The sequence below is a fragment of the Wolbachia endosymbiont of Drosophila incompta genome (assembly GCF_001758565.1).
Lineage (GTDB): Bacteria > Pseudomonadota > Alphaproteobacteria > Rickettsiales > Anaplasmataceae > Wolbachia > Wolbachia pipientis.
This window is the reverse complement of the sequence record NZ_CP011148.1, coordinates 367,969-380,043: the sequence shown is the minus strand read 5'-3', so window position 1 is coordinate 380,043 and position 12,075 is coordinate 367,969. Positions and strand designations below refer to the sequence as shown.

Here is a 12,075-nt window from a genome sequence, read left to right as displayed (position 1 = left end):
ATCTCTTGTTAGCGCCGCGGCAGAATGACGGTTCGTAGCGGTATGACGGTTAAGCAATTTGTCATCCCACTACGTGTTAGCGGGATCTCTTGTTAGCGCCGCGGCGGTATGACGGTTCGTGGCGGTATGACGGTTAAGCAATTTGTCATCCCACTACGTGTTAGCAGCTAAGAGATACCGCGAATGAATCGCGGTATGACGGTCTGCGGCGGTATGACGGTTCGTGGCGGTATGACGGTTAAGCATTTCTTATGGTTTTATCAAAGTTTTTAGATCCAAAAAACAATTACGCGTTCAAGCGTATCTTTGGTACTGAGAAGAATAAAGACATTCTTGTTCACCTTCTCAATGATATTCTAGGTCTCACTGGTGAAGCTAAATAAAGGACGTGAAGTTCTTAAATCCTATTCTAAGCCCCGATATTGCCTCTCAAAAGGAGAGTATTGTCGATGTACTCTGCAGAGATTCTAAAGGTATTCAAACAATTGTTGAGATGGTGCGACCTGAAAGCCTTCGGTCATATTGTTTAAAAGGAGAGGAATTCATTCAGAAAGAAACTGAAAGGATTCTAAAGCTTATTGAACCAGATGTTTTGCCATCTGAGTCTACGCATCAGTGCGAATTGGGTAACCAGTTGGTGCCGAGCGACGCGGACAATGAACCTCCTCTTGATAAAGAAGATGCTCAATCGTGAGAGAAAGCATAAACTACAAGCATCATGTGGTTGGAGGGCTAGGCTTAGTGGTATGGTGAACGTAAGTGAAGCTTCATAAGTATCGTAACGATTAAAGAGCTAAAGATGCTGATAAGCTCCGACCAAAAGGTAATGTGACATTTTTCATTTCTGGATGTACGCAAATAATAATTCCACCGGTATAGAGAAGCCACCWAAMSMGCTATTGTATGACAAAAGGAACAGGATAAGCCTGTATTTTCGCCTATATGGCAGGCAACCCGCAAGGAATGCTGATGGATGTGCAGGTAAAGGATAATGGAGAAAGCGAATGCCATTTTGTAACGAAATGGATAGAATTTGTAACATTAATTCGCGTGAAAACGAGCAGACTTCCATTTGGTCCCTCATGACAAGAAACTTTGTTAACCACTTAAGGTAGGAAAGCAGATGATTACAAGTACAACTGTAAGTGCACCTACCAATAACTCCGAAGCATGGAACCAGTTACCCTGGAAGAAATGCCAAAAAGTTGTTATGAGGCTACAGAGGCGTATTGTTAAGGCTGTCCAACAAGGCAGATGGGGTAAGGTGAAAACTTTACAACACCTTCTCACACGCTCTTTTAGCGGCAAAGCTTTGGCGGTTAAGAGAGTAACTGAAAACCAAGGAAAAAACACAGCAGGTGTAGATCGTCAAATATGGTCAACTTGCAACACAAAATTTCAAGGAATAAAGCTATTAAAACAAAGAGGATACAAACCTTCTCCGCTAAAACGGATATACATCAGTAAGTCTAATGGCAAAAGAAGACCTCTTGGAATCCCTACGATAAAAGATAGAGCCATGCAAGCATTATACTTGTTTGCTTTGGAACCGATAGCTGAAACGATCAGTGATCGTCACTCTTATGGTTTTAGACCAAAAAGATCCTGCGCAGACGCTACTGTGGCTTGTCACTTGTTACTGGCAAGCCGTAACCAACTACAATGGATACTCGAAGGTGATATTAAAGGGTGTTTTGATAACATTAACCATGAATGGCTCATGAAGCATATTCCTATGGAGAAGAAAATTCTTCATAGCTGGTTAAAAGCTGGCTTCCTAGAATCAAAAACTCTGTATTCCACAACTGCAGGTACCCCACAAGGTAGTATCATCTCTCCAATACTAGCAAATCTAGCCCTAAATGGACTTGAAAAATCATTGGAAAGTCAATTTGGTAAACTTGGCAGTAAAAGAAGAAGCAAAATCAGAAGTGGAGTAAATGTAATCAGGTACGCAGATGACTTTATCATTTCAGGAATCACACGTGAAGTACTGGAAAATGAAGTAAAACCTCTAGTATCGTCCTTTCTTCAGGAGAGAGGTCTTATCCTTTCCGAAGAGAAAACAAAAATTACATCTATTACAACAGGGTTTGACTTTCTTGGTTGTAATGTACGCAGGTATAATAAGAAGTTAATTATAAAACCTTCAAAAGAAAGTATTAAGAAACTTCTTAATAAAGCACGTACATTGATAAAGGCAAACATAGCGAACACTCAGGCCGTACTAATCAAGTTGCTCAATTCCCTATTAAGGGGATGGGGAAATTACTACAGCCATGTGTGTGCGAAAAGAGCTTTTAACAAAATAGACCATGAAATTATGTGTGCTCTATGGAAATGGGCAAAGAAAAGACATCCTCGTAAAGGATTACGTTGGATAAAGAATCGTTACTTCAAGGTAATGAAACAACGCCAATGGGTCTTTGCTGCACCCATATGCAAGAACAAACCGAAAGAGATAAGGTATTTAAGACTGCTTAGGTTGATTGATATACCTATCAGACAACATGTTAAAATCAGGGCGGATGCAAATCCACTTGACTTAAAATGGAAAAAGTATTTTGATGAAAGAGTGAAACAAACAAAAATGTTAGCAAGCTCTTTCTCAAGAGAAGGTTCTCTACTGTTGGTGTCACCATTAAGAATGATGTTTTCTGAGGAATCATCAAGGACAAGCCGGTTCGAGAAAAGAAGGACTTAGATAAGGGGCTCAAGCGTAGTGTGGGGAAACCTGCATGCTGCGTTTCTAAGGGAGGGAGTAGTAGCAATACTACTTCCTTACCTAACCAGCTCGCTCGTGATAAAGGCTTTGAAAAACGCGCACAACTTTATGCTGCTAAGGCTTACTCAAGACAAGCTGATAAATCTGGTAAATACGTTGATTTAAAGAAGATTTTCTTTATCGCGATTTCAAATTGTACCTTATTCCCTGATAAGCTTGACTATATATCTAGCCATACCATAAGAGATGAAAAAACCAATGAGCATGACTTAAAAGATTTTCAATTTATCTTCATAGAGCTGCCAAAATTTCCTAAGAGTAGAGAAGAACAACTAGAAAGTGTAGTAGACCGTTGGCTATTTTTTTTCAAATATGCAGATGAAACAACGGACGAAGATCTCAGAAAAATTGCGGAAAAATCACCAATAATAAAGCTAGCATATGATGAATTAGATAAGTTTCACTGGAATGAAAAAGATCTAATAACTTATGAAGAAAGAATAATGGATCTGCGCAAAGAAGAAGCCATTCTTGAATACAGACTTGATCTTGCTAAAGAGGAAGGTAGAAAAGAGAGGGAAATTGAAGTCGCAAAGAATCTACTTAAAGCAGGTGTTTCTTTTAATATTATAGCTCAAACTACTGGTCTTTCTATGAGTGAGATCAAAGAATTGCAGAATTAAGTGTGAATGGTTACGAAAAATATAAGTTTTTGCGATAAACGACATAGTGATGTATTTGTTGTTCAGCATGTCAGTGGAATATTTTCTGGTATCTGTTCAGATGCATGGCTAATGCTGAAACAAAAATTCCAGTGCTCCTTTTTTTGTCATCCCAGTCTGGGATCCAGATTGGTCACTAAGTTGGTAAACACGAAAGCGCTTTACAACGTTTTTGATGGAACTGTGCAAAAGGACTGGATACCAGTGTCAGCTACTTGCATGACACCCATTTGTTCCTATAGTTGCTTTTCTCGTCTACCTTATTTTGCCACTCATCTGAACAGATACCCATTTTGGAGGGATACCAATAATAGTTGTGAGCGGTACAAGTTTAGTCCATATACCTTCCAAGCATAACACGCTCACGAAACTTTAATGCGATAGCTTGGTTTCTACTGAAAGACAGCATTATGCCAAGTGCGATGCTCGAAGATAAAAGAGAAGAACCACCATAGCTAAGTAACGGCAGGGTTATGCCGGTGGTAGGAAAAACACTCAATGTTACCCCTATGTTTATTATGAATTGTGTGATGAATTGCATTGAGATACCGAGAATCACCAACAGATTAAATAATTCATTTTCCCTATATGCAATGTAAAGCAAGCGGGCGGAAATGATGCCAAATAACATCAATGTGGCTAAGCACGTAATCAAACCAAATTCTTCTGCTAAAACAGAAAACACAAAATCTGTATGACAATCAGGAAGAGAGGCTTTTACGCTACCTTCACCAGGTCCAACTCCAGTTAATTGACCTCTTTTGAATGCTTCTAATGATTTTGTGACTTGAAAGTTATCGCGCTGCGTAAAAAAGACAAAATTGTAAATCCTTTGCTTTATATGTGGGAGGCATAAGTAAGCTATTGTAGTTCCAGTTGTGGCCATTCCTATTATGCATAGAAAGTATAAAAATGGTATACATGCAATAAACATTTGACCGATAAAAGAATATGTTAAAAGCATAGACATACTGAAATCAGGTTGCAAAAGTAACAACACAAAAACTAACAGAAATATTATGATTGATATGTGTATTTTAAACTTCATTTCGCTGGCCAAGATACTAGCTATAACAACAGAAAAAAATGGCCTTACGAACTCAGATGGTTGAACAGAAATTTTGACAATATGTAACCATCGTTTCGCACCTTTTACCTCTATACCAAGTATTATCGCAGTTGCTACTAGAATAGTAAATAAAGCGAAACCTGCGAATGAGAGGTTAAGTATAGTTCTTGTGTTGAGAAAAGAAAATGTCACCAAGGTAATTAGTGACAGGACTATATAAATTGTATGGCGCCGTATAAAATAATCCTGTGGTAGAGAAAGACGCTGCGCAATTACAGGGCTTGCTGAATAAACAAGAATGAAGCTTATAGTGAGCAAAAAAAACACTGGAAGGATGAGATAATAATCCAGCGTTCTATACCAGAGTTTAATATTCATTTTGTTCCAATGTGTAATGCCACTATTCCATAGCTCATATTATGAAACTCAACATTCTTAAAGCCTACCTCTTCAATTTCCATTTTAAAATCAGCCTGAGTTGGAAACTCTCTAATGCTCCTCACTAAATATTCATAAGAACTCTTGTCTTTAGCAACTATGCTGCCAATTTTAGGAATTACTTTAAATGAATATAAGTCATAAAGTTTGGTAAATATCTCATTTTGATAGTGCATAGGGGCAAATTCTAAGCAGATAAATTTCCCATGTGGTTTTAATACCCTGTGCGCCTCATTTAAAGCCTTCTTGCGGTCAGAAACATTTCGAATGCCAAAAGCTATTGTGCAATAATCAAATTCGGAGTCTTCAAATGGTAAACTTTCTGCACTTGCACATACCCAATCAAAATTAATTTGGTTTGAATTTATAGCTTTATCACGTCCTCTGTTTAGCATGTTTTGATTTATATCGCATACTGTAACCTTAGCACTTGGCTCTTTTCTTACTACTCTTATTGCTATATCTCCAGTTCCTCCAGCAACATCTAAAACCTTAGAGTTTTTTGTAAAATGCACACTATTTACCATCTTATCTTTCCATAATCTGTGCATTCCGAGGCTCATTATATCATTCATGGTGTCGTAGCGACTTGCCACGGAATCGAATACCTCTTTAACTAATTGTGATTTCTTCTCGATTTTTATAGTAGACATTACGTAAAAACTCCTTTATAATTAGTAAAAATTAATTTGAATTAACACAAATGTCAACGACAGGCCTTGAGCCTGTTAAAGTCGCTACGACAGCGTGGTATGATGACCGAGTTAGTGGGCTTGATGCAACCACTAAGAAACCTTTGGAGTAAGCAATGTATTTATAATGCTCAAACTCTTCTGGGGTAACATACCTATCAAGTTTTGCATGTTTTGGAGTTGGTTGTAGATATTGACCAATTGTAATAAAATCAACCTCAGCACTGCGCAAATCGTCCATAACCTGAAGTATTTCCTCTTTTGTTTCTCCAAGACCAACCATAAGCCCTGACTTTGTGAAAACTTTAGGATTAATCTGCTTTACCATCTTCAACAAATATAGTGAATGAAAATAGCGAGCTCGTGGTCTTATTTTTGCATACAATCTCGGCACTGTTTCAATATTGTGGTTATAGACATCAGGTGATGCAACAGCGATTGCTTCAAATGCTCCTTTCTTATTTAAAAAATCAGGAGTTAAAATCTCTATTGTTGTTTCTGAAGTTATCTTTCTAATTTCTTCTATGCACTGTATAAACTGATTTGCGCCACCATCTGGCAAATCATCACGATCAACGGAAGTAATGACAACATGTTTTAAGTTTAACTTTTTTATTGCTTTTGCTAAATTTTCTGGTTCATGAGGATCTAGTTTATCAGGAATGCCAGTTGCAACGTTGCAAAATGCACAAGCACGAGTGCAAACAGAACCGAGAATCATCACAGTAGCATGACGTTTATTCCAACATTCACCAATGTTTGGACATGCAGCCTCTTCGCACACTGTATGCAAGTTATGCAGTTTAACGATGTTTAAGGTCTCATTGAATACTTCACCGGTCGGAGCTTTTGCTCTGAGCCATTGAGGTTTGCTATGCATCTGAAACTGCTAACTCTACCTCTTGCTTTACTAAAACTTTTTTCAACCTTCTTTTTATCTTCTGCGCTTTCTCACTTAGTTTAATCGTTCTTGTGTTGAGCAAAAAAGCATCTAAATCACCTTTGTAATCTATAGTTCTCAAAGTTCTTGTTGCCACACGAAATCTAAACTTTTTATTCAATATATCACTTGTCAACGTAACCTTATGTAAATTTAAAAGAAAGGTACGCTTTGTTTTACGATTCGAATGTGATACCTTATTACCAAAAGATTTTTTTCTATTTGTTAATTCACAAACTCTACTCACTTCAATATACCAAATTATTCTATGTACTTAGATTACCTTATATAGTCAAATAGTCAATACTCTCTTGCTTAATTTTTATACCATATACTGCTTTATAACCAAAAAATATCGTAATTTTTTCTATTATAAGAGAAATCATATGCTGAATTTCCAATGCTTTGCTGCCATTTGTTACTACCAGATGCAACACACCCGAATTTATATTCTGTGCATATGAGATCTTTTTCGGTTTTGTACACTCTGCTATTTCTTTCCCTACTATATTTCGCCAGTTTAAAATAAGACGTATTTCATTTTTACTAATCTTATTTTTCATGCATTTTAATGCATAGTTTTCAATTATAGACTTTAATTTTTTTGGACCGCTACGTTTGAGCATTTTTCTGTTTTTTTAGTAAGTAGATAATATAAAAGTATACATATAACTTGAGATTTTGTCATTACTGCTACATGTTTGTGAGATACCGTGACGGTATGACCATAATCGTCACTCCGCAACGCATATTGCATAGTCGTCATTCCGCGGCGTGTTCGAGGAATCTAGCTCTGGTCACGCTACTTAGATGACAACCTTCTAACTGCTTTACAAAGGCTCTACCCTCTGGCCTCACACCGTAAAAGCAGTATTTTTATGCAAAACTTATCTCAACGTAGCACTTGTCAAGATCGTTCCATTCAAAAATTTTTGTTTTGCCTCATAATTAACCTCAGCTGTTTTAATTGTAATTGGTTAAATTATTATTAACTTGCCAGGCTAGATCCAAAAAATAGCATAATCAATATGCAAATTGCAATAGAAATCACGTTTGCGTATGGTTTATTGCTATGCAGTTAATCTTTCCTCAATCCAAGCTGCTTGAATAGCTTCGAGTATTTTTTCGTTACAGCGTTTTTCATCATCATCAAATTCCTCTAAACTCAATACCTTTTTTTTAAGCTCAGTGAATCTAATACTAATTATATTCTCATCTGGAAATTTTTCTTCCAGAGCTTCTACAATATCTTCTATATCAAGCCATTTCATACTTTTTTGTATTTATCTGCTAAGTTAAATTGGTGCCCATGGGGAGACTTGAACTCCCAAGGTCGCAAAACCCACGGATTTTAAGTCCGCTGCGTCTACCGATTCCGCCACACGGGCTTTTTTTATCTATCTAGAGTAAAACTCTACTACTAAATTGACTTCCATGTCTGCTGAATAAGGAACCTCAGAATATTGAGGTGACCTCAAATACTTCACTGAATGCTCTTTACTATCTGCTTCTAAATAATCCGGAGCCTTGCGCTCTTGTTTTTGTTCAGCCTCTACTACTACAGGGATTTTTGCTGCCCTTTCTCTTATTTTTATTATATCACCTGGCTTCACTCGATAACTCGATATGTTAACCACCTTATCATTAACTGTAACGTGCTTGTGAGATATGAGCTGCTTTGCTGAGTAAATTGTTGGAACAAGACCAGAGTGGTATAAAACAGAACTTAATCTCGATTCTAAGATACCGATAAAATTATCAGCCGTATAACCCTTTCTGTTATAAGCATCTAAAAATGTACGTCTGAGCTGCTTACTTGAAATCGCATAGTAAAACTTAAATTTCTTATGCGCAGCAAACTGCTTACCAAAGTCGGATAACTTCTTGAATCCAAGAATACCATGTTGACCTGGAGGGTATTTCCTTTTGTTTACTGGGTCTTTAGCTCTACCCCATAAATTTACACCAAGTCTACGGCTAATCCTATACTTTCTAGTGATAACAGTTGTCATATAAAAACTCTCACGATTTAACTTTAGATTATTAAGGATTTTAGCACTCAGTGTCAACTTGTTTTTGCTGATATAATCTTTTATACTTCATTTTTAAGTTTTTCTATTAACACATGAATCATTCACATTTAAAATCTATGGCAAACGCCATCCGTTTTTTATCAATTGATGCAGTACAAAAAGCAAACTCTGGACACCCAGGTATGCCACTTGGCATGGCAGATGTTGCAACTGTTTTGTTTGCTAAATATCTGAATCATAATCCTGATGATTCTAAATGGTTCAATAGAGATCGCTTTGTTTTATCAAACGGTCATGGGTCAATGTTACTATACTCAATATTATATTTGACAGGTTATATTAGCGTAGATGAGCTAAAAAACTTCAGACAAATGGGATCCAAGACCCCAGGTCATCCAGAGTTCGGCTTGACTTCCGGGGTAGAGGCAACAACAGGCCCGCTCGGTCAGGGGTTTGCCGCTGCTGTTGGCATGGCACTTGCTGAATCGATACTTGAAAAGCAGTTTAGAATCAATCACTACACTTATGTGATGCTAGGGGATGGCTGTCTTATGGAAGGAATAAGCCATGAAGCAGCATCACTTGCTGGGCATCTTAAATTGAATAAGCTTATAGCTCTTTTTGATGATAATGATATTTCTATAGATGGCGCTACTTGCCTTTCCTGTTCTGACGATGTAGAGAAACGCTTCTTAGCGTATGGATGGAATGTTGACAAAATTGATGGCCATGATTTTGATGCCATATCCCTTGCAATAGAGCAAGCAAAAAAGTCTGATAAACCTACAATGATCTGCTGCAAAACTATTATCGGAAAATTTTCAAGCCGTGCTGGCACATCCTCTGCTCACAGTGGTGCTTTTTCGGAGGAAGACATAAAACAGATGAGAGAGAAATTAAACTGGAATTATGAACCATTCCATGTACCAGAAGATGTGAAAAATGCCTGGAAGAAAACTGTTGAGAGAGCAAAACAAAACTACACGATGTCATTCCAGCGCGTGACGCTGGAATCCAGGAAAGAAGAAAAAGAATGGATCCCAGTGTCAAGCACTGGGATGACAAGAGAGAGTACTGGGATGACAGAAGAGAATGCTGGGATGACAGGGTATCATGCAGAACTTCAAAGACGGTTAGATAAACATCTACCAGATAATATCGCTGGTGTTTTAGCTGACCTGAAGAAACAAATATGTGAGCTAATGCCAAACGAAGCTACTCGATCTTCTTTCGGCAGAGTAATGGAACTTTTAACTGAGTCTATGCCGGAATTAATCGGCGGTTCTGCTGATCTTACCGGGTCAAATTGCACTAAATATGAGCACATGCAGGTAATAAATAGCAATAATTATAGTGGCTCTTATGTCCACTATGGAGTGAGAGAGCACGCTATGGCAGCATGTATGAATGGTATGGCACTTCACGGCGCGATTCTTCCTTATGGCGGCACTTTTTTGGTATTTTCCGACTATTGTCGTCCTGCTATACGTCTTTCAGCTCTGATGAAGCAGCAGGTTATATATGTCATGACTCACGACTCAATTGGAGTGGGAGAAGATGGCCCGACTCATCAGCCAATAGAGCATTTAGCCTCTTTGCGTGCTATACCAAATCTATATGTTTTTAGGCCAGCCGATGCAGTTGAAACTCTGGAGTGTGTTAGCATTGCACTCGAAAAGAAAGAATCTCCAGCACTGTTTGCGCTCTCAAGGCAAAACGTAAGTTACATGCGCAAGTTCTACTCTGATATCGATCAATCTGCTAATTTATCGAAGTTTGGTGCATATATTTTGTGTGAATGTTCAAAAGAATTAAAAGTGACGATATTTGCTACGGGGTCCGAGGTTGAAATTGCAGTTGAAGCAAGGGAGAAATTGCAGGAAAAGGGTATAGGTACAAGGATTGTTTCTATGCCATGCTGGAGGCTTTTTGACGAGCAAAGCGATGAATATAAAGCGGCAATATTAAATAATGACAGCATTAAAGTTGCAATTGAAGCCGGAAGTGAAATGGGTTGGCATAAATATATAGGTTCAAACGGTATATTTATTGGCATGAAAAGCTTCGGAGAATCAGCACCTTATAAAACACTCTATGAGCATTTTAATATCAGCGCAGATCATGTGGTAAAATGTGTGTGTGAGAAACTGGTTTACATTCAGTAGACTTCTTGCATAACCATATGAAAGCCCACTCTTCTTTGTCATCCCAGTACGTGACGTTATTTCCATCCAAGATGATGTCATTCCAGCACTTGACACTGGCATCTAGTTTTCTTTACAAATTCACCAAAAGTGCTTCATTCTATAACGCAAAACCCATACTCACCAAACCCAATGCATTACTTGCAATTAAGTTTCCTGGATCCCAGTGTCAAGCACTGGGATGACACCTTTTCCGGTAGAAGATCACTATCAAATCACATTGCTCTGGTCATTATGATCACCATTATTTTGTTCAACTGATTGATCGACCCCAGGTGAAGAAGAATCATCATAAGGTTGTGTGTCAGACTTTTCTTCGTCAGACCCAAACAACCATGAAAAAAAACCACCAAAAAATGATGCAATTAATGAAAAAGGCTTCATAAGTATACTAAACAAACTACCAAAAAAAGAGCTCGGCTGTTCTTCTGTTTGTGCAGGTTCTGTGGAAGCAACAGGACCTACATCGTTGTCTTGTACATCAGTTCCTTGTTCTGCACTGGTGGTGCTGGTTTTTTCCCCTTCTTTGCTATTATCTGATTGTAGTTCAGTATCATCACCTACTCGTTTTTCTTCCTCTTGACCCCCTTCACTATCTGTCGATGATCCACCCGCTGAACCATCATCAGATTTTTCTGCGGGTTGCAATAGAGTTTTTATTCCTTCATCAGTGGCTAATTTGAAAGGAGTGTTTCCATGTTTATCTTCTATATTAACATCGATTCCATCTTTTCCCAATAGGGCTTCTACTGCCTCTTTATGGCCCTTTACAACGGCCCAATGTAAAGGAGTCTGTTCTGCAAGTTTATCTTTTATATTAACATCGATTCCTTCTGCTCCCAGTAGAGCGTTCAATACATTTATATCTATGTTGTCCTTTTTAGCAGCCAAATGCAAAGGAGTCCTGTCATCTTTATCTTGTGCATTAACATTGATTTCTTTTGCTCCCAGTAGAGCGTTCAATACATTTATGTCTATATTGCCCTTTTTAAGGACCAAATGTAAAGGAGTTTCGCCATATTCATCTTGTGCATTAACGTTGATTCCTTCTGCTCCCAGTAGAGCGTTCAATACATTTATATCTATGTTGTCCTTTTTAAGAACAGAATGTAAAGGAGTATCTTTCTTGTTATTTGGTAAATTAACATTGATTCCATCTTTTCCCAATAGGGCTTCTACTACCTCTTTATGGTTCTTTACAGCAGCTAAATGTAAAGGAGTCTCCTCCTTTATCATTTTCTACCTTAACATC

11 protein-coding genes, 1 tRNA gene and 2 pseudogenes are annotated in these 12,075 nt (G+C 37.9%); 5 read left to right on the top strand and 9 right to left on the bottom strand.

What is annotated here, in order from left to right; genetic code table 11:
• Nucleotides 1–251 precede the first annotated feature (251 nt).
• The 4 genes and pseudogenes from WG67_RS07175 to WG67_RS01730 form a co-directional block, all read left to right on the top strand.
• Nucleotides 252–496, top strand: a pseudogene (locus WG67_RS07175) (PD-(D/E)XK nuclease family transposase); the annotation flags it as partial.
• A 446-nt stretch (nt 497–942) separates the two neighbouring features.
• Nucleotides 943–1,086 (top strand): hypothetical protein, encoded by a 144-nt coding sequence (locus WG67_RS06875; protein ID WP_173862902.1) that lies wholly within the window; start codon nt 943–945, stop codon nt 1,084–1,086.
• Nucleotides 1,087–1,123: 37 nt separating this feature from the next.
• Nucleotides 1,124–2,704: a group II intron reverse transcriptase/maturase gene (ltrA, locus tag WG67_RS01735; RefSeq protein ID WP_070356809.1), complete on the top strand. Its 1,581-nt coding sequence runs from the start codon at nt 1,124–1,126 to the stop codon at nt 2,702–2,704.
• Nucleotides 2,668–3,408, top strand: coding sequence for an Rpn family recombination-promoting nuclease/putative transposase (locus WG67_RS01730; RefSeq protein ID WP_070356808.1), 741 nt, complete (start codon nt 2,668–2,670; stop codon nt 3,406–3,408). Before ltrA ends, WG67_RS01730 begins: the two co-directional genes overlap by 37 nt.
• Before the next feature lie 370 nt (nt 3,409–3,778).
• Here WG67_RS01730 and WG67_RS01725 read toward each other — a convergent pair whose 3' ends face one another.
• From WG67_RS01725 to rpsD, 8 genes and pseudogenes are all read right to left on the bottom strand, one after another.
• Nucleotides 3,779–4,894 carry an FtsW/RodA/SpoVE family cell cycle protein gene (locus WG67_RS01725; RefSeq protein ID WP_010962558.1) on the bottom strand — a complete coding sequence of 372 codons (1,116 nt, stop codon included), beginning with the start codon at nt 4,892–4,894 and terminating at the stop codon, nt 3,779–3,781.
• Nucleotides 4,891–5,607: a bifunctional demethylmenaquinone methyltransferase/2-methoxy-6-polyprenyl-1,4-benzoquinol methylase UbiE gene (gene ubiE / locus WG67_RS01720; protein ID WP_010962557.1), complete on the bottom strand. Its 717-nt coding sequence runs from the start codon at nt 5,605–5,607 to the stop codon at nt 4,891–4,893. Before ubiE ends, WG67_RS01725 begins: the two co-directional genes overlap by 4 nt.
• 53 nt (nt 5,608–5,660) lie before the next feature.
• Nucleotides 5,661–6,526: pseudogene (gene lipA / locus WG67_RS01715) on the bottom strand (lipoyl synthase).
• Nucleotides 6,519–6,833, bottom strand: coding sequence for a 50S ribosomal protein L28 (gene rpmB, locus WG67_RS01710; protein WP_006279619.1), 315 nt, complete (start codon nt 6,831–6,833; stop codon nt 6,519–6,521). Before rpmB ends, lipA begins: the two are co-directional and overlap by 8 nt.
• Nucleotides 6,834–6,870: 37 nt before the next feature.
• A complete protein-coding gene (locus tag WG67_RS01705) occupies nt 6,871–7,212 on the bottom strand; it encodes a DUF721 domain-containing protein (RefSeq protein ID WP_010082513.1) in 342 nt (113 codons plus the stop codon).
• Nucleotides 7,213–7,656: 444 nt separating this feature from the next.
• A complete protein-coding gene (gene iscX, locus WG67_RS01700; RefSeq protein WP_010962556.1) occupies nt 7,657–7,857 on the bottom strand; it encodes a Fe-S cluster assembly protein IscX in 201 nt (66 codons plus the stop codon).
• A gap of 30 nt (nt 7,858–7,887) precedes the next feature.
• Nucleotides 7,888–7,974 (bottom strand) — tRNA-Leu (locus tag WG67_RS01695).
• A gap of 9 nt (nt 7,975–7,983) precedes the next feature.
• Complete coding sequence (gene rpsD, locus WG67_RS01690; RefSeq protein WP_010962555.1) at nt 7,984–8,598, bottom strand: 30S ribosomal protein S4; 615 nt, start codon at nt 8,596–8,598, stop codon at nt 7,984–7,986.
• A gap of 113 nt (nt 8,599–8,711) precedes the next feature.
• Here rpsD and tkt point away from each other — a divergent pair, with 113 nt between their 5' ends.
• Complete coding sequence (tkt, locus tag WG67_RS01685; protein WP_070356806.1) at nt 8,712–10,784, top strand: transketolase; 2,073 nt, start codon at nt 8,712–8,714, stop codon at nt 10,782–10,784.
• A gap of 249 nt (nt 10,785–11,033) precedes the next feature.
• Here the strand turns inward: tkt and WG67_RS01680 are convergent, their stop codons facing one another.
• Complete coding sequence (locus WG67_RS01680; protein WP_070356805.1) at nt 11,034–12,059, bottom strand: ankyrin repeat domain-containing protein; 1,026 nt, start codon at nt 12,057–12,059, stop codon at nt 11,034–11,036.
• Between the last annotated feature and the right edge of the window lie 16 nt (nt 12,060–12,075).